Source organism: Flavobacterium tagetis (genome assembly GCF_016735615.1).
Classification (GTDB): domain Bacteria; phylum Bacteroidota; class Bacteroidia; order Flavobacteriales; family Flavobacteriaceae; genus Flavobacterium; species Flavobacterium tagetis.
Genome location: NZ_JAERSF010000002.1, coordinates 343000 through 364379, shown reverse-complemented (window position 1 = coordinate 364379; position 21380 = coordinate 343000). Strand labels below are relative to the sequence as shown.

Genomic DNA, 21380 nt, shown 5'->3' with positions numbered 1-21380 from the left:
TAAAAAAAACCTCTCATTATCTGAGAGGTTTTCTGCATCATTAAACGGTACATTTATAATTATAATGTTCTAATATTTTTTCAACCATTAGGTTTTTATGGGCTTCGACTTCGACTTCTGTCCAATCTTTATTATTTTGAAAAATAAAATAAGATTTTAAACTATCGTACGTTTTTTTGTTTCTAAATTCTTCTTTTTTTACGTTAACTTCTTTATCGCTATACTCTGAATTTTGTGATACACTCAAAAGTACCAAGTTACCAAAATCATCTACATTCATTGATGTAGTATCTGATTTTGATTGTGGATGGATATGTTCAACTGAATTTTTAGACGTAATTCTAAAAATTTTAAATTTAGGATCATCTCTATCCTCCCAATTTTTCCAAAGTATATATTCTAATTTCTGAAACCAATAATGCTTAAATGAAGTTCCCTTATTTCCATACAAATAGCTTTTAATATCAAATTTAAATTCTGGAACATCGCTCAACAATAAGAATGAAACTTCTTTATCATTCATATCATTACAAGTAGACATTTTGTTGTCAATCATTTCTAAAAATGGTAAAAGGTTCTTGTCTTGAGGAGAAGAAGGCAATTTATCCAAAATGAAATTTAAAAATGGAGTTAACCAAAATTGTCTCAAATAATCGCTAGTGAAATATAATACACTTTGAAGCATTAATATATTTGATTTACTATAAGGAGTCCTTGAATACGATCCATCACTCAACAGAGTAATATTAATTAATTCTAAATGCTCCGTTTTGGCATTTGCATCAGGAATCCATTTAACAATAAATTTATCGAAAACATAACGGACATCCCAAAGGAGATAGAAAAATCTTTTAATCTCTTCATTGTCATTTCTTACTACCATTTCGTCAAAAACCTCAATTAGTCTGTTAACATGAAATGTGCCTTTAAAATCTAGTAGCCTTTCCCTTTTCAAATGTATTCTGTAGGTATGAAGAAGTAATTGACCAAAATTTATTATAGATCGACAAGAAATTTCTTGAGACTTACTATCATTTTTACTGTTGCTCTTTTCGTAAACCGCATCATTATCCCTTAATATCAAATCAATTGAAAGCTGCTGTTTTGGGCTCAAATTTCCTGATTCGCTAAAAGATTTATACTTAAAAAGATCAGGATCAAAAGAATAAAAATTAGCAAAATCAATGTTTTTCCAATCAGATTCCGAAAAAACCGCTCTGGCATTTTTCTCAAAAAAACTATTCATATCTTCACAGGCTTCCCATATTTTACTAAAAAGAACCTTGTGATCGCCTAAATTCCTTAACAATTTTGATTTGACAATATCTGTTTGCTCAAGCTGAAGTCCAGAACTATTTATTGTTGAAAATAATTTATTCAAATCAATATTTTGAGGAGCCTTATTTATAACCATCTGAATATTAGTATAGATATAATCTCCGAAAGTTGTCATTTTTTCTTTATCGAGAGTCTTAATTATATTTTCAATTATAGTTAATCCTTTTGCGATATTTTCTAAATAAGGCAATTCTTCAATATTTGCTTTAAGAGTCTCTGTAGAACCCATTTCTTCCGATTTTGTTAAAAGCTGATTTAGATATGCTTCAATTTCTTTTCTAATTTCAAATCCGATTCTCAATCCCGATTCTTTTTCAAGAAATTCTATCAATTGGGTTTCTATTTTTAACTTCTTAAATACAAAAGCAGTTAGCCATAAAGTTGTAAATCTTTGCTGACCATCAATCAAATCTGAATATCCTTCATTTTTCTTTATTAATATCGTACCGATATAATAGGAAGATGTCATTTCAATTTGGTAGCTCCTATAAAAATCTAATAGCAATTTTTTTATTTCTTCCTCGCCCCAAACATAAGGTCTTTGATAAGTAGGAACACTAAATTTATAATTCTGTAACGATGCAATATTTACGACATCTGTTTCAAAAATTAGAGTATTTTTACTTTCCATCATTTTCAATTTTCAAATTAATTAAATGAACTAATAACTTATCAAACTTATTTTTTTCTGACATATCTCGAGCACTGGTAAAAGATCCAAAATATTTCTTAAGGCATATTACATGTTTTCCTTTAGAATTCCAATCGTCAGTATAATTAGGATCAAAACTATATTTAAATTTTATAAGCCATTCCAACAGCTCTTTAATGGTATAACTCTGTAAAATTTTATCAATTAGTTTGCTTTTCTTAGCAAAATCAACAACACCTTTTTCCGTTATATTTCGCTTAACCGAAACTCTTAAAGAATACAGATATCGGTAAATCCACAACGAAGCTTCAAAGAGCATCACAAAACCAAATCTGCTAACATATGTTATTAAACTAATTTCAAATAATTCTTTTAAAAAAACTGTACCGTCATCTCCATGAAGCAAACTGTTTCTAAAATCATAGAAAGAATCTGAAATGTGGGGATGGTTATTTTTCTCAAAAAGAATTCCATACAATTCTGCATATTCATGTACATAATCCATAAAGTTATTACCATCATATAAAGGCTGCCGTATATGCCTATATTCACTTTCTAAAAAGGGAACTATATTATCTTCTTCAGTTTTAGTGGCATAAAAATAATGAGAGATATCAATGTCCTGATGAATTGTTTTTTCAGAAAATTCCTCAATTACAGTCTCTTTTAATCCCTTTACATCTCTCCAGAATGGAAATGTTTTCCAATTATTATTGTTCCAATATCTAATTTTAATTAGCAGCTCAATTGTGCGTTTAATTTTATAGCTCGAAAAAGATTCCCATTTCGTTGCCTGTTCAGCGATCTTTTTTTTAGGTCTTATAGCTCGTAAATGATGAGATTTAATAATATCTACACCACTTAAACGAACACCTCCCGTATTTTGGGTTTCAAAAAAAGTGTAAGCCAGATCTTCAGAATTTGTTATAACTAATGTGACATTTATAGTAGTGAAATCGGGTTTGTTTGTTATGAAAGCAGTAAAAAAATCCGAATCTTCATCACGTAGTTTTTTTAAGTAACTATGATTTTTTTTAATATTTTCTACGCTTAGCGGTGATTCATAACTAATTTTTGAATCGATTGGGTTATCATAAAAAGAATTAAAAAGTAACATAGTAGTTAGCCTTTGTTGTCCATCTATAATATTTAACTTATCTCCGTCTTTATGAATAATCATGCTTCCGAGATAATACATAGGTTTTTCTATATCAATTTCCTGATGCTCAATAATATCATTCAATAACCGATCAATTTGTTTTTCTTGCCAAACATAAGGTCGCTGATATTCCGGTATCGTTATTTGTCCAAAAATTCCCGAATCTAATATAGCTTTCTCGTTGCTAAGAAATAAATCTTCTAGACTACAGCTAATTACTTCTAAAGAATTTTTATCTACAATTGCATTCTTTTTATCGTTTTCTAACTTTAACAAAGCCATTAATTTATCAAATTTTTATTATGGAAGATTTCGAAGTCAAAATAATAAAATAATTCACCAAGTCATTTACGGTTTTCCTTATTTCTAGAATAAAAACTAATAAAGAAGCCTTTCATTTCTGAAAGGCTTCTGTTTTCTACAACTAAGAGATCTTATTTCTGATTTAGCAATTTTTCTAAATACTCAATTTTATCTTTTTCCGACTGAAGCAAACGCTCGTAAAGCTTTTTATTTTCTTCTACCGTTTCCATTAATTTATCTAATGGATTGAAAGTACATTCATTATTACACGCTCCATTTCCAAAACTACTATTTGAAACAGTTTCATTAAAAGTATTAAAATAATTAATCATACCTTCTTCTGAAAAACTTTTAATTGCATCAACTGTTACACCAAGTGCTTTTGCTATTTCAGAAAGTCTATCTTCTTCAATAGTTTCACTATTTTCAATAGCCGAAATTGTTTGCTGACTTATTCCCAAAGCCTGCGCCAAAGCTTCCTGTTTCATATCACGAAGTTCACGAATACGGCTTATTTTTCGCCCTATATGATTTGGTTTTGTTAGTGTGCTCATAATTCAAAGATAATAATTAAGTGTGAAAACTTCCACGAGTAACAAACTAATTTAGTACAGTACGATACCCGCAAAATCGGTTTGGTAAAATACAATCTATTTCTTCCTTCGCCAAATCAAACAAAAGTACAATTTTTCTTATATAAAATTTATAAAAATCAAATTGTAAATCATTTAAAAATATACGCCTTATGGAAACGAACCAAACAGAAAAACTGCAAAAACTTCAAAAATTAACTGCTCAGTATTTTACAACGCTAAAACCAACCAATGAAGCCAATTCGTATACCGCACAATTTAAAGTGGTCAATTATTTAGAACTTGGCTGTCTCATCACCGATTTGCTTAAATTATGTATTCTGGCGCTTGATAATGACATGCATAACTTTTCTAAAAAAGATAAAAGTGCAACTATTAATGTTTCATTGATTTTGGAAACGATTCTGAATTTGTTTCCTATGGATGAAATGGAGTTTTTGGGGTTTGTTGGGGAGGCTGTTGAATGATTTCTATTTTGAGATGCAAAGACAAAAGTTCTAATGCTAAAAAATCTCGCAAAGGTGCTAAGTCGCAAAGTTTTACCCAATCTTGTCATTTCGACCGAAGGGAGAAATCTTCGCAAGTAGCTCCGCACAGATTATTCCCAATCTTTGTAGAGTTTCTTGCGAAGATTTCTCCCTTCGGTCGAAATGACAAACTGGAGAGGATAAACTTTGTGTTCAAAATAATTGTGCTCACACTAGCGAATTGAACTTATTTTTTCTCTTTTGGCTTTATTACAGGTTTTAATGTACTTGAAGGTGTTTGAATGGTTCTACCAGCTGTAATTTTATCACCTATATTTATTTTTGTAATAGATTTTAATGAATCATTTAGAGATTTGTTTATTTTTTTACTCATAACTTATTTTTTAGGTAGCGTATTTGAAGGCTTAAAAGCTGGTGGAGTAATCGTTCTTCCTTTTTCTTCTGTAGCTGGTTTTGGCGGTGGAGTTGTTTTTTGCTTATCGCTCATATGATATATATTAATTGTTACAAATGTCACTAATGAAAAAATACCAAGTATTAATGCCCATATAGAAATTTTATTTAAAACATTAATCACTCTATTTCTTTTTTCAATTTTCTTAAAGATCTTCTTAAACTTCTTTTTGTCAATATCCCTTATTGTTGCATCAGAATCTAATATTGATTTATAATGAGAATATAAATTAGAAAGTAAAGTAAAAACCATCAAATACATCCCTATTACAATCAGTGACTTGCATACTGCCTTTTCCAATGAAACAATTTTTTCTAAGAAAGTTAGTGAAAGAACAATTCCTCCTGAAGCTATTAAGTTTATATATTTTTCAAAATCATCTTGGCTTTTGCTTTTATTATCAATGACAGAATTTCTATAATCAATCCATCCTTGATCAACTTCTTCAACAATATTTTCTTCCATAAATTAAAATCAGATTAAGCTTCAATATTAAAGTAACTTTTTAAGATCATCAATTGTATTATCAAGCAAATGTGGAATCTCATTTTTAATAATTTGAGAGTAGTTAACATCGTATCCATTAAATAAATCCACTGCAATACAATTTTCAGGATTAACCTTAAATTTGTTAGAATATGTTGCACTTAAATATCTATACATAATATCGCAGAACATTCCTAATTCTCCATGTTTAAAGCCATCTTTTTTTACAATAAACCATACAGCCCCAATTTCCTTAAAATCCAAATTATTGTATGTAAATATATGAGTTGGTTTTAATTCAATCGAAACCCCATTAATTGTAATCAAGGATTTAGAATTAGAATTTTTGAGAAAATTCAATTCGTCAGTTGGTTTTAAATGTTTATAATCAAAATCTTCAAATACATGCAAAATATCAATATTTTTTTGAAACCTATTTTTAGTTTTTAAATCTTCCGTTTCATTGATTTTGTTATATAAGTAATTTATTTTTTCTTCAATAAATCCAGTATCATCCGTTTTAAAAATACGATTTATTGCACTAACACAACTTACCCAATAATCACCTCCTCCGCCATCTTCAGGAGTAGCAATTTCTGCTTTATTAATATTATTTATAAAAGTTAATCTTGTTTTATCAGATTTTCTTCTGAAGTCAATTAATTTATTTACTGTAATCTTTTCCATATAACAAACACTTTAATAATTAACAAGTTAAGACTTATATTTATTATCAAAAAAATTAGTCGATATAAGGTTCAAATACTCGATAAAGTTCTAATAATTATCAAAAAAAAAAAAGCATTTGATTAATAATCAAATGCTTTTTCAGTTCACTAGAATTTTTTAAATTCTACATATTCCTTCTATACTGCCCACCCACTTCAAACAACGCCGAAGTAATCTGCCCTAAAGAACAAACCTTTGTAGCTTCCATTAAATGATCGAATAAATTTTCGTTTTTAATAGCGGCTTGCTGTAACGTATTTAAATGTTCGTTTACTTTTGCTTTGTGGAAATTGTGCAGGTTATCCAGCATCGTAATCTGGTATAGCTTTTCTTCTTCAGTAGCACGAATAACTTCTGCCGGAATTACCGTTGGCGAACCTTTTGAACTCAGGAAAGTATTTACGCCTACAATTGGGAAATCGCCGTTGTGTTTTAAGGTTTCGTAATACAAACTTTCTTCCTGAATTTTAGATCTTTGGTACATCGTTTCCATTGCGCCTAGAACTCCTCCTCTTTCCGTAATTCTGTCGAATTCTTGAAGAACCGCAGCTTCCACTAAATCGGTTAATTCTTCGATGATGAACGAACCTTGAATTGGGTTTTCGTTTTTCGCTAGACCTAATTCTTTATTAATAATCAGCTGAATCGCCATTGCACGACGTACAGATTCTTCTGTTGGTGTTGTAATCGCTTCATCGTAAGCGTTGGTATGCAATGAATTACAGTTATCATAAATGGCATATAAAGCCTGTAAAGTTGTTCTAATATCATTAAAATCAATTTCCTGTGCGTGCAATGAACGTCCTGAAGTCTGAATATGATATTTCAGCATTTGCGCTCTTTCGTTGGCTCCGTATTTGTTTTTCATGGCTTTTGCCCAAATTTTACGTGCCACACGACCAATTACAGAATATTCTGGATCTACTCCATTTGAGAAGAAGAATGATAAATTCGGACCAAAATCGTTGATGTTCATTCCGCGGCTCAAATAATACTCCACGTAAGTAAAACCATTTGAAAGCGTAAATGCCAATTGCGTAATTGGGTTTGCTCCTGCCTCTGCAATATGATATCCTGAAATCGAAACCGAATAGAAATTACGAACGTTTTTAGTAATAAAATATTCCTGAACGTCGCCCATTAAACGCAAAGCAAATTCGGTTGAGAAAATACAAGTATTTTGCGCCTGATCTTCTTTTAAAATATCGGCTTGAACCGTTCCACGAACTTGTGATAATGTTTTGACTTTTATTTCATTATACACTTCTAAAGGTAAAACTTCATCTCCGGTAACGCCTAAAAGCATTAATCCTAAACCGTTGTTTCCGTCTGGCAAATCACCTTGGTATCTTGGTCTTTCGATTCCTTTTTCTTTGTATAATTTATTGATTTTTGCTTCAACTTCTTTTTCTAAATCATTTGCTTTGATGTAAATCTCACATTGCTGATCAATTGCCGCATTCATAAAGAAACCTAACAACATTGGCGCAGGTCCATTAATCGTCATACTTACCGAAGTCAAAGCATGAACTAAATCAAAACCTGAATATAGTTTTTTAGCGTCATCTAAACAGCAGATTGAAACCCCCGCATTTCCAATTTTTCCATAAATATCTGGACGCAAATCTGGATCATTTCCATATAAAGTAACGCTGTCGAAAGCTGTTGAAAGACGTTTTGCAGGCATTCCCGAACTTACATAATGAAAACGTTTGTTGGTTCTTTCTGGTCCGCCCTCGCCGGCAAACATTCTTGACGGATCTTCGCCTTCACGTTTAAACGGATATAATCCCGAAGCAAAAGGAAATTCTCCAGGAACGTTTTCTTGTAAATTCCAACGCAGAATATCACCCCAACCTTCATATTTAGGCAAAGCAATTTTCGGAATCTGCAAATGCGATAAACTTTCAGAGTGCGTGGCAATCTTGATTTCTTTATCGCGAACTTTAAAGGAGTAAACTGGATTTTTATATTTCGCTACTTTTTCATCCCAATTCAAGATAATTTCCCAATTGTACGGATCTAAATCCATTTTTACTTTATCGAATTGATTCAGTAAAAGATTTAAAAAGATTCTGTTTTCGTCGTGCTCTTGAATGCCGCTTGGTAAAACAGTCGAATCATCAATTCCCGCTTTATTGATTTGTGGCACTTTCCCAGAAACTGATTCAATGGTTTTGAAAATTCCGTATAATTTCTGCGCTACTTTTTGCTGTGAAAGTGCAGTTTCATCATAACTTCTATTATTCTCTGCAATTTCAGATAAATAACGTGTTCTGTGTGGCGGAATCACGAAGATTTTCTCGCTCATTTCTTTAGTAATTGTAAAAGTCGATTTCAAATCTGAAGCCGTTTTTTCAACCACTTTATCCATAATCGCTTTGTAAAGCGTGTTCATTCCAGGATCGTTAAACTGCGAAGCAATCGTTCCGAAAACGGGCATTTCGTCTGGGCTTTTCTCCCAAAGATTATGGTTTCTTTGATATTGTTTTTTAACATCGCGTAAAGCATCCAATGCTCCACGTTTATCAAATTTATTTAAAGCTACTAAATCGGCAAAATCAAGCATGTCGATTTTTTCCAATTGTGTTGCCGCTCCAAACTCAGGTGTCATTACATATAAGGATACATCAGAATGATCCATAATTTCGGTATCAGACTGACCAATTCCTGAAGTTTCTAAAATAATCAAATCGTATTTTGCTGCTTTTAAAACCTGAATAGCTTCGGCCACATATTTAGATAAAGCCAAATTCGACTGACGTGTTGCCAGCGAACGCATATATACACGAGGGTTATTAATAGCATTCATACGGATTCTGTCTCCTAAAAGTGCTCCTCCTGTTTTTCTCTTTGAAGGATCGACAGAAATTAATCCGATAGTTTTTTCTGGGAAATCAATCAAAAAGCGACGAACTAATTCATCTACTAAAGAAGATTTTCCTGCTCCACCCGTTCCTGTAATTCCTAAAACTGGAATTTTAGAAGTGGCATTGCTTTCGTGAATTTTATCAAAAACTGGTTTTGCAATTTCATGGAAGTTTTCTGCAGCCGAAATTAAACGTGCAATTGCAGTTGGCACTTTATTTTCGATATGATCGATTTCTCCATTTAATTTATCTCCAATAGGAAAATCAGCACGCTGTACCAAATCGTTAATCATTCCTTGCAAACCAAGAGAACGTCCATCATCTGGAGAATAAATTCTTGTAATACCATATTCATGCAATTCTGAAATTTCACTTGGAAGAATTACACCACCTCCACCTCCGAAGATTTTAATGTGACCTGCTCCTTTTTCGCGAAGCAAATCATACATATATTTAAAGTATTCGTTGTGCCCACCTTGATAAGAAGTCATGGCAATTGCATTGGCATCTTCTTGAATCGCGGTATTTACCACTTCTTCAACACTTCTGTCGTGACCCAAATGTATTACCTCAACACCCGTAGACTGGATAATGCGTCGCATAATATTTATGGCTGCATCATGTCCGTCAAAAAGCGAAGCTGCAGTAACAATTCTTACTTTATTTTTAGGAATATATGGTATTTGTTGTTCCATTTTATGAATATGATAATTTTAAGCGACCAATGTACAAAATATTTTAATATTTGATTAAGACAATAGCTTTATGTTAACAAAAATAAATCGATTTCGTGACCTTATAGGGTAACAAATTACGTAACTAATTGATATAGTTAAAGAAAACTTAAAGACATGGCAATTTCGCAACATTTAAATAAAATCAGGAAACATGTTTTGACTACTCCAATAGTAATTTAGCATTGTAGAAAAGCCCCAAATTTTTACTAAAAACTTACGTAGAAAAGTAATAACGTAAAAATTAAAAAAATGAGAACATTTTATTCATTCACCGTAATTTTAGGTTTGAGTTTTTTTGTATTTTCTTTTAACAAAATTGAAAAAAGTAATTTTACATATAAGAATACAAAAGCTTCAAATCATTTAACCGTTTACAACAATCAAAATGATGTAAACGAAATTTCGAACGACTTCTTTAAAAGATATTCAGACTTGAAAAAATACAAATCAGATGTCATGTCGTTGTACAAAAACAGAACTCTTGGAACTATTTGGTTTGACGAGGACGAAATCAGCGAATTTGGATCTGTTTTGTATGAAAAAGCAAAAAAAACAAATGATTTGGTCATTCCTTACCAAAAAGAAATTGACCAATTATTTAGTTCTTCATCAGACAAAAGTATTCTTTCTCAAACTGATGCAGATATGCTTTTAAGTTCATTGTATGTATTGTACACTAAAAAAAGTAATGCTGATAAGAAAAAACTAGCTTATGATGCTATGCTGAAAGATTTCTTAAACTATAGTACTATAGAAGAAACCGCTACAGTTGATGCAAATGCAAAAGTAGAATACGATCAATATTACAAATTGCAAGATGTTCTGAAAAAATACAAAAGATTAGAAAAGTCAAGCAAATACAAACCTATTGTTCCAGAAGAATTTCCATATAAAGATTTACGTCCAGATGCAGTTTCAAGCACTATTGCACAAGTTAGAACTCGTTTATATTTATTAGGAGATTTAAAAAGCGATTCTAAAAGCAATGTTTATGATCGTGAATTGATGGATGCTGTAATGAAATATAAAGTCCGCAACGGATTTAAACCTAATTATATTTTGGCTGAAGAACACATTAACGAAATGAATATTCCGCTTGAAGATAAAGTTGCTACTTTAAAACTTAACATGGAAAGATGCCGTGAAATTTCGGCTTTAATTGCTGCTAGCGACGAGTATGTATTGGTAAATGTACCTTCTTATGAATTGATTTATGTAAAAAACGGAAAAGTTCAATTGACTTCGCCTGTATTCGTTGGAGCGCCTTTAACTAAAACCACCATTTTTAATGGCGAAATTGACCGAATCGTTTTTAGTCCGTATTGGACAGTACCGCAAAGTATTGTACAAAATGAATTAAGATCTAAAATTGCTGCAGACCCAAATTATCTTGCAGAAAAAAATATGGAGATGGTTAACGGACAAGTAAGACAAAAACCAGGACCAGATAATTCTTTAGGATTAGTAAAATTCATGTTTCCGAATTCTGATGATATTTACATGCACGATACCCCATCTAAAACTTTATTCGATTTTGAAAAAAGAACTTTTAGCCACGGATGCATTAACGTGAAAATGGCTAAAGAACTAGCCGTAGCCATGCTGAAAGATTATCCAGAATGGACTCAGGCAAAAATCGACAAAGCTATGGCGGGTAAAGTAGAAAATAGTTTTAAGCTGTCTAAAAAAGTGCCAATTTTCATTACTTATTTTACTTCATTGGTAAATGACAAAGGCGAAATTGGATTCTTTCAAGATGTTTACGAAAAAGACGCCAATCCAAATGGAGAAACGCTTCCCGACGCTGTAATTGTAAATCAATAATTTACGCTAATAATTCTAAGAGAGGATTTATCAAATTTGGTTTGATAAATCCTCTCTTTATTATTTTTATCACCAATAACAAAAATACCTTAAAATGCTATTTTTTAAGCTTTTAAAGGTAATTACAATTTGAAATTCGCCTTTATTTTGCAGTAGAATTAAGCCCCATTTTTTTATAAATGTTTAAAACTAAACTATTATGAAAACAAATAATATAGAAGGTCTTACAATGTTTGAAATAAACGTTTTAATTCAACAAGGAGGGAAATTTATAATGTTTCCTTTCATTATTTCTGAAATGGTAAAAAGGATTAAGGAACCAAATATTTATTTTATACGCCCAAATGAAGGCACATTCAAATATGCCTTAAAACACTTTTTTCTAAATTTATCGCTAAGCTGTCATATTTTCCCTTTTGCCCCAATTTATATTGCCAAATCGTTATTTTATCTAATGAAAGGCGGAAAAGATTACACTGATACTATATTAAAAGATTTAGACAACAATATGCCTGTTTATACGCCACAATTAAAACTATCATATTTGATATAGTTTCAAAATCTTTTCCTAAAAATCATCTTATACTTTATAAGGTGATTTTTTTTGTCCTAAATTGACATTTTTAAGTCTTATTAAGGCTGATGTGATTATGCGTTAAAGAGAGATTTGCAAATCTTTTTTTTAATAGAAAATCAACAATGAAAAAATACATTTTAGTTCTTGGTATTATTGTTTCATGTCTCATTATTTCATGTAAAAATTTCACATCAGAAAACTCCATAACTTCCGACGGTATTAGCAAACCGCAAGCTCCAAATGCAATAGGGCCACCACGCGTACTATTTATAGGAAATAATCAAACCGAATATTTTGTTAGCGCTCCCACATTATTTCAGGAATTGTGCAATGCAAATAATAAGAATGTAAATGTACAGCAGCTAATAACAATGGGAGTTCCACTTGATAAAGTTTATTATACAAATAAAACAGAGGCCAATCAGAATTTTTCTACTATAGACAAAGATGGAAATTATTATGATTTTGTAATCCTTCAGGAATCTCCTCAAATTGCATTAACCAATCTTGAAAAATATAGATCAAACCTAAAACTAATTGCAGAAAAAATACATAAAAATAGTCCTGATGTTGCAATTTATGTGTACCAAAACATGACTCCATTGCCTTATACAGATTCAGACTATACTAATTATTATAAAGAATTACGTAAAAATACAATTTTAGCAACTGCTTTTATAAAAAACGCAGGGATATTGAAAATTGGTGATGCTGTTAAAGATGCTTATAGAGGTAAAAATGGCTACAACTATCTAAAAAACAGTACAGACCACCTTTGCTATGGTCAAAATACGCCTCATTTTTTAAATGATGGCGGATTTCTTCAGGCTGTTTTATTATACAATACAATCTTTGAAGAAAAACCAATTATTCCTAAAAAGTTAATTTTAAGTACAGGAACTGGTGACAATGACAATATGAGAAAACAAGAGGTTTCAAAAGCAATAAGTGATCCCGTAGCACTAGAAGAAATTGCTTTTAGTAATCGATAAAACTCAAATAATTTCAAAACTAAAAAATCACCTTATTGAATTTTATAAGGTGATTTTTTATTTAATATAAAACACTGAAAATCAACAAAATTTATTTCTTATTTTAGCTTTATCTTTTTAACCTAAAAAACAATCTATGGAAGATTCAAACGAGTTAATACAACAAAAAAGCTGGCTTAACCGAAACTGGAAATGGCTTATTCCCAGCGGATGCCTAACTCTTATCATATTAGCGGCTTTATTTATTGGCGGAATTTTCTATGAAGTAACTTCGGTTCTTAAAGATTCTGAAGCCTATAAAGAATCTATGTTAGCTGTAGAGAATAATAAACTCGTAGTGGAAAAACTCGGTTCTCCTGTCGAAACAGACGGAATGGTTTCTGGAGTTGTTACTTCGCACAATAACGTACGAGCTTGCGATGTACAAGTGCCGCTAAAAGGTCCTAAAGGCAAAGGAACTTTGTTTGTTGTGGGCGAAAAAAGAGGAACATGGAAATACTCTGAAATGTCTGTTTATATTGAAAATACAAATGAGAAAATAGATTTATTGCAGAAATAAAATCTATTAATCAAACCAAAATCATAAAATGAAATCTTTTTTTAGTCTATTCACAGGGCTTTTCCTGTGCCTCTCATCTTTTTCACAATCTGCCGAAAAATATCAAGTTTACGCCAATCAAATTAAACAGTTCTCAAAACCTGCAAAAATATTACGAAATGATATTAATGCACAGGGAAATGGCTCTATTGAATTTACAAATGCTAAAAACCAGATACTGCGTTTTAGATTGCAAAATAATAAACTTCAACTAGGATCTTGTAGGATTGCTTTTGAAATATATTATTACGAAAAAAATTATTTAAAAAGAATTGAATCACTTGACAGCAACGGAAATTTAATTGGATGCAACTTAAAACTAAATGGAGAAGCTGTTACAGAATATATTATTGAAAAACCTTCTTTATATCTCCAAAAAAAGAAATTGATTGATAATGCCGAAGGTAACATTGATATGAAAGATGATGCTAAAGAAAAAATCATTCGCGTTCAATATTTTGATGCTCATAATAAACCTATAATATTATTAAAACCTGTTTATATTTCGAGTAAAACCTATTGGCAGGATAATATTCGAATGGCTTGGCCATAAATTGAGGAGCTAAAAAAATGAGACTCTAAGTTCTTATATGTTAAGTTTACAACAAAATGTTAGTTTGCTTAAAATAAAATTGTGGCGTTGTTTTTGAATAAGTAGTATTTTTGAAACTTAAATAAAACCCCATAATGAAAAAGATTTTACTATTAGCCGTTACATTTTCGCTTACTTCTTGCGCACAGGTACAACAGACTTTAAATCAATTGCCTCAAATCGCATCTCAGATTCCAACTACAGGAACTGTTGACATTGCTTCTGGATTAAAAGAAGCTTTAAATAAAGGAATTACACAACAAGTGAGTAAATTAACCGCTGTAGATGGTTTTTATAAAAATGAAGCTGTAAAAATTTTAATGCCAGAAGAATTGCAAAAAGTAGATGCAACTCTTCGTAAAGTAGGTTTAAGCTCTCTTGCAGATGAAGGAATCAAAATGCTGAACCGCGCTGCAGAAGATGCCGTAAAAGAAGCAACTCCGATTTTTGTTACAGCAGTAAAAAACATGACTTTTACAGATGCAAAAAATATTCTTTTAGGAAGTGACAATGCTGCAACAAATTATTTGCAAGGCAGCACGACAACTTCTTTATACGCCAAATTTAACCCAGTAATTAAAAGTTCTTTCGAAAAAGTGGGCGCAGATGCTGTTTGGACAAAGATTATAACAAAATACAACACTATTCCATTAGTAAAAAAAGTAAATCCAGATTTGACTGATTATACAACAAATCAAGCTTTGTCTGGTGTTTTTAAAATGATTGCTGTTGAAGAAAAAGATATCAGAAACAATATCTCTGCAAGAACAACGCCTTTATTGCAAAAGGTGTTTGCAATGCAGGATGGAAAATAGTTTTTCTTGTAAGGTTCAAAGAGACAGAGTTACAAAGGGACAAAGCTGCCTTTGCAACTTTGAACCTTTGTAACTTTGCAACTAACCAAAAACCAAAAGACCGAAATGCAAAAAATTACCATACTCATTCACTGTAAAGATCAAAAGGGAATTATAGCTGCAGTGACTACTTTTATTGCTAAGGTAGAAGGAAACATTACGTACATCGACCAGCATGTTGATGTGGAGCAGAATGTATTTTTTATGCGTTTAGAATGTGAATTTACCAATCAGGGCAGTAATATTGAAAACATAAAAGAAGAGTTCAGCAAAACAATTGCTGCCGACTTCAATATGTCTTGGGATTTGTACAATCAGGAGCAAAAACCTAGAATGGCTTTGTTTGTTTCTAAATATGATCACTGTTTATTTGATATTTTAGGGCGTTATAGTGCAGATGAATTAGGTGTTGAAATCCCGATGATTATAAGCAATCATAATGATTTGCGCTCGATTGCGGAACGTTTTGATATTCCGTTTCACTATGTTCCTTTTACAAAAGACAACAAAGAAGAAGGCGAAGCAAGACAAATTGAGCTTTTGAAAAGATACCAGATCAATTTTATTGTTTTGGCGCGCTACATGCAGATTGTCACTCCAAAATTAATTTCGTTATACGAAAATAAAATCATCAATATTCACCATTCGTTTTTACCTGCTTTCCCTGGAGCAAAACCTTATCATTCGGCTTTTAAACGTGGTGTAAAAATTATCGGAGCTACTAGCCATTACGTAACAGAAGAATTAGACGAAGGTCCGATCATCGAGCAAGATATCGCAAGAGTTTCTCATATTCACTCTGTAGAAGATTTTATCATGAAAGGCCGTGACTTGGAACGCATCGTTTTAGCAAGGGCAATTAAACTGCACGCTGAAAGAAAAACAATGGTTTATAGCAATAAGACGGTGGTTTTTTCTTAAGGTTCAAAGGTACAGAGGCTTTTCTTTACCTAAAAAACTTCGACTTCGCTCAGTTTGACAGCAATTATCTCAAAATAATAAACCCGACAGGTTTTAAAAACCTGTCGGGTTTAATTTTATAAATCTAGTTCAGAAAGCCTTTGTCTCTTTGAACCTTTGCCACTCTGAACCTAAAAAAAACTTATCTCGCTTTAATTGCCAATCTTGGGTCATCAAAAGCATTTACTTCGTCCATTGTCATTCCTAGCGCGTTTGCTACACCTGCGCCATAAGCTGGATCGGCTTGGTAGCAGTTTCTGATATGACGAACTTGAATAAATTTCTGCGCTCCTCCTACTTGTCCCGCAGTATTTTTAAATAAAAGCTGCTTTTTCTCTTCTGTCAGCAAATTGAACAAAAGTCCAGGTTGAGTGAAATAATCTGAATCGTCTTCTCTAAAATTATGTGCATAAGCATCGCCGTAAATTGCCAATGGCGGTTCTTTTACTTCTGGCTGATCTTGCCATTCGCCAAAACTGTTTGGCTCATAGTGCTTTCTTCCCCCATAATTTCCATCTACACGCATTGCTCCATCTCTGTGGAAACTATTATACGGACATCTAGAAGCATTTACTGGAATCTGGTAATTGTTTACTCCCAATCGGTAACGGTGAGCATCTCCATAAGAAAACAAACGCCCCTGAAGCATTTTATCCGGAGAAAAACCAATTCCCGGAACTACGTGAGCTGGGTTAAATGCCGCCTGCTCTACTTCTGCAAAATAATTTTCTGGGTTTTTGTTTAATTCGAATTCTCCAACTGGAATTAGCGGAAAATCTCCTTTTAACCAAACTTTCGTTAAATCGAATGGATGAAAACGATAGGTTCTCGCCTGCTCTTCTGACATAATCTGAACGAACATTTTCCATTTCGGGAAGTTTCCTTCTTCAATTGCATTAAATAAATCTCTTTGATGGCTTTCTCTATCTCCGCCCACCAATTTAGCCGCTTCTTCATCAGAAAGGTTTTCAATTCCTTGTTGAGAAACTAAGTGAAATTTTACCCAATGTCTTTCGTTTTGAACATTAATAAAACTAAAAGTGTGGCTTCCAAAACCATGCATTTCTCTATACGATCTCGGAATTCCTCGATCACTCATTACAATTGTAACTTGATGAAGAGCTTCTGGCAATAAAGTCCAAAAATCCCAATTATTATCAGCACTTCTTAAATTGGTTTTTGGATCGCGTTTTACAGCGTGGTTCAAGTCAGGAAATTTCATTGGATCACGGAAAAAGAAAACTGGAGTATTATTTCCTACCAAGTCCCAATTTCCTTCGTTTGTATAAAATTTCATGGCAAAACCACGTATGTCTCTTTCGGCGTCAGCAGCACCTCTTTCTCCTGCAACAGTCGAAAAACGAACAAACATTTCTGTTTTTTTACCAATTTCAGAAAATATGTCTGCTTTTGTGTATTTGGTAATGTCGTGTGTAACAGTAAAAGTTCCGTAGGCTCCAGATCCTTTGGCGTGCATTCTTCTTTCCGGAATCACTTCTCGGTCAAAATGTGCCATCTTTTCTAAAAACCAAAAATCTTGTAATAAAACAGGTCCGCGAGGGCCAGCTGTTTGAATGTTTTGATTGTCTGGAACGGGAGTTCCGGTTGCAGTTGTTAATTTTTTGTTTGATTCCATTTTGCTGATTTTTAACATTTTATCAAATATACAAACTTATCTTTAGCATATTCATAACTAAAATTGATTGTTATTATATTTTAATAATCAAAAATTATTTTACGTTACAGAAAGCTCAAAACGGCCATTTTCCAAATCTTAACTTATGACCAACAAAGTAATAACAAAACCTTAACAGCATAAAATTGATATATGTCGGACATTTGTAATGTAATAAACTGGTTATTTATTATTTTGGTTTTGGTTAGTTAAATGATGCCGGCTTCTTCGAGATGCCGGCATTCTTTTTTGTATTAAATCCCAACAGGATTTTTTAAATTCCAATAAAAAAATTCCAAATTCCAATTCTCGTAAAACTTCACTTTTAGATTAAAACCCAAGTTAAAAAAACAAATTCCAATTTTACGAAACTGGAAATTTGGAATTTGGGATTAAAAAAAATTGGATTTTTTTAAATATTTCAACATTAACTTATATCCAACAAAGTAATAACAAGACCTTAACAGCATAAGTTTGATATATGTCGGATATTTGTACTGTAATAAACTGGTTATTTATTATTTTGGTTTTGGTTAGTTAAATAATGCCGGCGTCTTCGAGATGTCGGCATTATTTTTTGCATTAAATTCCAATAAAAAAATTCCAAATTCCAATTTTACGAAACTGGAAATTTGGAATTTGGAATTTTTTTATTGGAATTTTAGTTTTTAAGTCTTTCGTGTAGTAATTTAAAATACGAAAATGCCTTTAGCAATCTGCTGCCGTGCCAAGAGAACATTTCGCCGTCAACAAAAATAGTTTTGGCGTGATGCGTAAACCTTCCGATTTCGAAAGCATCTTCTTCTTTGAAAGGATACGGTTCTGATGAAAGGAAAACTAGATCAGGATCGCCTTCTAAACGCATTTTTTTTAATTCGATTTCAGGATAACGTCCTTTATCTTCGTAAATATTTTTAAAATGATTGAGTTTTAAGAGCTCATTAATATAAGTATCTTTTCCAGCCACCATATATGGATTTTTCCAAATAAAATAAGCCGCTTTCTTTTCCTTTATATCTTTTATATAATTTTTAAAATCGCTTAAAGCGAAAGCCAATTTGTCGTTCCATTTCTGTGCTTCGGTTCTGCAATTGAATAATTGTCCGAAATCTGAAATCATTTGGAAATTATCCTCGATAGAAACAATATTGGTAACCCAAACTGGACAAATTGCACTTAACTGTTCTACAATCTCAAGCGTATTTTCTTCTTTGTTGCAGATTATAATATCCGGTTCTAAAAGCTTTATTTTTTCGAAGTGAATTTTCTTCGTTCCGCCAACAGTCTTTTTAGTGGATTTAAAATGAAACGGATGAACACAAAACTTCGTTATTCCGATAATTTTTTCTTCTAAACCTAAATCATACAACAATTCGGTTTGTGAAGGAACAAGCGAAATAATTCGTTTTGGAGCTGTTTCGAAAGTATGAACTTTGCCAAGCTGGTCGATTAATTGTTTCATTTACTTATATTGTATTTTTTAACCGCAAAGTTCGCAAAGATTTACGCTAAGAACACAAAATTATTTCCTTTGCGAACTTTGCGGTTAAATCTGTTTTTCTTTTTAATTAAAATCTGCGGTCAATAATAGTTGCCATTTCTTTTTGAACTGATAATGCCTCTTCTCTAGCCTTTTCAGCGAAATCGGTTCCTTTTGAAGCATAAATAATCGCTCTAGCAGAATTTACCAAAAGCCCCACTTTATCATTCATTCCGTATTTGCAAACCTCAGATAAGCTTCCGCCTTGAGCGCCAATTCCTGGAACTAATAAGAAACTATCTGGAACAATTTTTCTGATTTCAGTAAAATATTCTGCTTTTGTTGCACCAACAACGTACATTAAGTTTTCGCTGTTTTTCCAAGTTTTAGAAGTTTCTAGAACTTGTTTGTACAATTCCTTTCCATTTGTATTTAAAGTCTGAAAATCAAAAGCTCCTTCATTTGAAGTTAGAGCCAACATAATTGTATGTTTGTTTTCGAAAGCTAAGAAAGGCTCTACAGAATCTTTTCCCATATAAGGAGCAACCGTTACACTATCAAAATTCAGGTCTTCAAAAAAAGCTTTGGCATACATACTTGAAGTATTTCCAATATCGCCTCTTTTTGCATCTGCAATTGTAAAAATATCAGGATAATTTTCGTTGATATAATTAATCGTTTTTTGCAGAGACATCCATCCTTTTATTCCGTACGCCTCAAAAAAAGCTGTGTTTGGTTTGTATCCAACAGTCAAATCATGAGTGGCATCAATAATCGCTTTATTAAATTCAAAAATAGGATCTTCAGTTTCTAATAAATGCTGCGGAATTTTAGTTAGATCTGGATCTAAACCAACGCATAAAAATGATTTTTTTTGAAGAATTTGTTCGTGTAGTTGTTGTGTTGTCATATTCTTTTTTGCTTGTGCGGCAAAATTACAAATTATAATTGTGAATGAGTTAACGGCTGATGGTTAATTGTTAATGGTTGCCTCTTGATGGTTGTCAGTTGGTGTTGTCAGGCTGAGCGAAGTCGAAGTCTCTGTGCGCCCTTCAACTCCGCTCAAGGTGACATTAATCATACTATATTCTAAATTATCTCACTAACATTGAATTCTATAACATCTATCAAAAATTGTGTAAGAGAAAAATTAGAATCAAAAGTAATTTTGAAATAAACCATTAAAAAGACAATTATGAGCCCAAATATCGGAATTACACCAAAAAACTTAAAAAAGAGCGCTTCTATACTAGCTACGATTTTATCAAACGAAATGACTTTGTATGTAAAAACAAGAAAATTTCATTGGAACATTTCTGGAAACAGTTTTATGGAACTGCACAAATTGTTTGAAGAACAATATCGCATTCTTGAGGCCCAAATTGATGAAGTTGCAGAACGCATTAATCAGTTGGGAGAAAAAACAATTGGAACAATGAAAGAGTTTATAGATAATTCTACTCTTAAAGAATCTCCAAAAGAATATGCTTCGCAAAAAAACATGCTATCTGAACTTTTAGAAAATCACGAACAGCTGGTAACAGAATTTAGAAGTTACATTCCGATTTTTGAAAACGAAACTAACGATGCTGGTTCTGCCGATTTTGTAACAGGATTGTTGCAGGAACACGAAAAAATGGCTTGGATATTAAGGAGATATCAAGCATAATCTTGTGTTATGACTTATGAATTGCGAGTTATGAATTGATTTTCATTCTCTATTAAAATGAAAATTATGCAACACTCGAGAAAATAAATGTAACATAACGCTGATATAAAATTTGCAATTTTACAATACAATAAAAACTTAAAAGAGATATCATGAATACTACCGAAATAAAAGGAAACTGGAACGAGTTGAAAGGAAAACTAAAGCAAAAATATGCTGAGTTAACAGATGACGATTTGATGTTTGCTGAAGGAAAAGAAGACGAAATGTACGGAAAACTTCAGCAGAAACTGGGAAAAACAAAAGAGGAATTTCATCAAATCCTGTCAGAATTGTAAAACCTTGCAACT

20 protein-coding genes are annotated in these 21380 nt (G+C 32.0%); 10 read left to right on the top strand and 10 right to left on the bottom strand.

The window, feature by feature from the left end; all coding sequences use genetic code 11:
- Positions 1–40: 40 nt before the first annotated feature.
- From JI750_RS08980 to JI750_RS08970, 3 genes are all read right to left on the bottom strand, one after another.
- Positions 41–1972 (bottom strand): DUF262 domain-containing protein, encoded by a 1932-nt coding sequence (locus JI750_RS08980; RefSeq protein ID WP_202000540.1) that lies wholly within the window; start codon positions 1970–1972, stop codon positions 41–43.
- The gene (locus tag JI750_RS08975; RefSeq protein WP_202000538.1) at positions 1959–3431 is read right to left on the bottom strand and encodes a DUF262 domain-containing protein; all 1473 of its coding nucleotides are present in this window, start codon (positions 3429–3431) and stop codon (positions 1959–1961) included. Before JI750_RS08975 ends, JI750_RS08980 begins: the two co-directional genes overlap by 14 nt.
- Before the next feature lie 152 nt (positions 3432–3583).
- Complete coding sequence (locus tag JI750_RS08970; protein WP_202000536.1) at positions 3584–4006, bottom strand: helix-turn-helix domain-containing protein; 423 nt, start codon at positions 4004–4006, stop codon at positions 3584–3586.
- Positions 4007–4197: 191 nt separating this feature from the next.
- Here JI750_RS08970 and JI750_RS08965 point away from each other — a divergent pair, with 191 nt between their 5' ends.
- A complete protein-coding gene (locus JI750_RS08965) occupies positions 4198–4512 on the top strand; it encodes a hypothetical protein (protein WP_202000534.1) in 315 nt (104 codons plus the stop codon).
- A gap of 247 nt (positions 4513–4759) precedes the next feature.
- Here JI750_RS08965 and JI750_RS08960 read toward each other — a convergent pair whose 3' ends face one another.
- The 4 genes from JI750_RS08960 to JI750_RS08945 all read right to left on the bottom strand — a co-directional run bounded on the left by JI750_RS08960 (position 4760) and on the right by JI750_RS08945 (position 9767).
- Complete coding sequence (locus tag JI750_RS08960) at positions 4760–4906, bottom strand: hypothetical protein (protein WP_202000532.1); 147 nt, start codon at positions 4904–4906, stop codon at positions 4760–4762.
- Positions 4907–4909: 3 nt separating this feature from the next.
- A complete protein-coding gene (locus JI750_RS08955; RefSeq protein WP_202000529.1) occupies positions 4910–5452 on the bottom strand; it encodes a hypothetical protein in 543 nt (180 codons plus the stop codon).
- 27 nt (positions 5453–5479) lie between these two features.
- Complete coding sequence (locus tag JI750_RS08950) at positions 5480–6160, bottom strand: hypothetical protein (RefSeq protein ID WP_202000526.1); 681 nt, start codon at positions 6158–6160, stop codon at positions 5480–5482.
- Between the two features lie 166 nt (positions 6161–6326).
- Positions 6327–9767 (bottom strand): methylmalonyl-CoA mutase family protein, encoded by a 3441-nt coding sequence (locus JI750_RS08945; RefSeq protein WP_202000523.1) that lies wholly within the window; start codon positions 9765–9767, stop codon positions 6327–6329.
- 291 nt (positions 9768–10058) lie between these two features.
- Between JI750_RS08945 and JI750_RS08940 the strand changes: the two genes are divergently transcribed.
- The 7 genes from JI750_RS08940 (at position 10059) to purU (ending at position 16167) form a co-directional block, all read left to right on the top strand.
- Positions 10059–11633: a L,D-transpeptidase family protein gene (locus JI750_RS08940; protein ID WP_202000520.1), complete on the top strand. Its 1575-nt coding sequence runs from the start codon at positions 10059–10061 to the stop codon at positions 11631–11633.
- A gap of 199 nt (positions 11634–11832) precedes the next feature.
- On the top strand, positions 11833–12186 hold the full coding sequence (locus tag JI750_RS08935; RefSeq protein ID WP_202000517.1) for a hypothetical protein: 354 nt from the start codon (positions 11833–11835) through the stop codon (positions 12184–12186).
- Positions 12187–12332: 146 nt separating this feature from the next.
- The gene (locus tag JI750_RS08930; RefSeq protein ID WP_202000514.1) at positions 12333–13202 is read left to right on the top strand and encodes a hypothetical protein; all 870 of its coding nucleotides are present in this window, start codon (positions 12333–12335) and stop codon (positions 13200–13202) included.
- A 136-nt stretch (positions 13203–13338) separates the two neighbouring features.
- Positions 13339–13761, top strand: a complete 423-nt coding sequence (locus JI750_RS08925) for a cytochrome c oxidase assembly factor Coa1 family protein (protein ID WP_202000511.1) — start codon at positions 13339–13341, stop codon at positions 13759–13761.
- Positions 13762–13789: 28 nt separating this feature from the next.
- A complete protein-coding gene (locus tag JI750_RS08920; RefSeq protein WP_202000507.1) occupies positions 13790–14353 on the top strand; it encodes a hypothetical protein in 564 nt (187 codons plus the stop codon).
- Between the two features lie 134 nt (positions 14354–14487).
- Positions 14488–15207 (top strand): DUF4197 domain-containing protein, encoded by a 720-nt coding sequence (locus JI750_RS08915; RefSeq protein ID WP_202000504.1) that lies wholly within the window; start codon positions 14488–14490, stop codon positions 15205–15207.
- Positions 15208–15312: 105 nt separating this feature from the next.
- Complete coding sequence (gene purU / locus JI750_RS08910; RefSeq protein ID WP_202000502.1) at positions 15313–16167, top strand: formyltetrahydrofolate deformylase; 855 nt, start codon at positions 15313–15315, stop codon at positions 16165–16167.
- Between the two features lie 181 nt (positions 16168–16348).
- On the opposite strand, the gene JI750_RS08905 is transcribed toward purU, so the two are convergent.
- The 3 genes from JI750_RS08905 to pyrF form a co-directional block, all read right to left on the bottom strand.
- Positions 16349–17842 (bottom strand): catalase, encoded by a 1494-nt coding sequence (locus JI750_RS08905; protein ID WP_202000500.1) that lies wholly within the window; start codon positions 17840–17842, stop codon positions 16349–16351.
- A 700-nt stretch (positions 17843–18542) separates the two neighbouring features.
- Positions 18543–19343, bottom strand: coding sequence for an ABC transporter substrate-binding protein (locus tag JI750_RS08900; RefSeq protein ID WP_202000498.1), 801 nt, complete (start codon positions 19341–19343; stop codon positions 18543–18545).
- A gap of 106 nt (positions 19344–19449) precedes the next feature.
- Positions 19450–20271 carry an orotidine-5'-phosphate decarboxylase gene (gene pyrF, locus JI750_RS08895; RefSeq protein ID WP_202000496.1) on the bottom strand — a complete coding sequence of 274 codons (822 nt, stop codon included), beginning with the start codon at positions 20269–20271 and terminating at the stop codon, positions 19450–19452.
- A 285-nt stretch (positions 20272–20556) separates the two neighbouring features.
- Here pyrF and JI750_RS08890 point away from each other — a divergent pair, with 285 nt between their 5' ends.
- Together JI750_RS08890 and JI750_RS08885 are read left to right on the top strand one after the other, a co-directional pair.
- Entirely contained in the window at positions 20557–21030 is a 474-nt protein-coding gene (locus tag JI750_RS08890) for a Dps family protein (RefSeq protein WP_202000494.1), read from the top strand.
- A 152-nt stretch (positions 21031–21182) separates the two neighbouring features.
- Positions 21183–21368 carry a CsbD family protein gene (locus JI750_RS08885; protein ID WP_111365179.1) on the top strand — a complete coding sequence of 62 codons (186 nt, stop codon included), beginning with the start codon at positions 21183–21185 and terminating at the stop codon, positions 21366–21368.
- Positions 21369–21380: the final 12 nt, after the last annotated feature.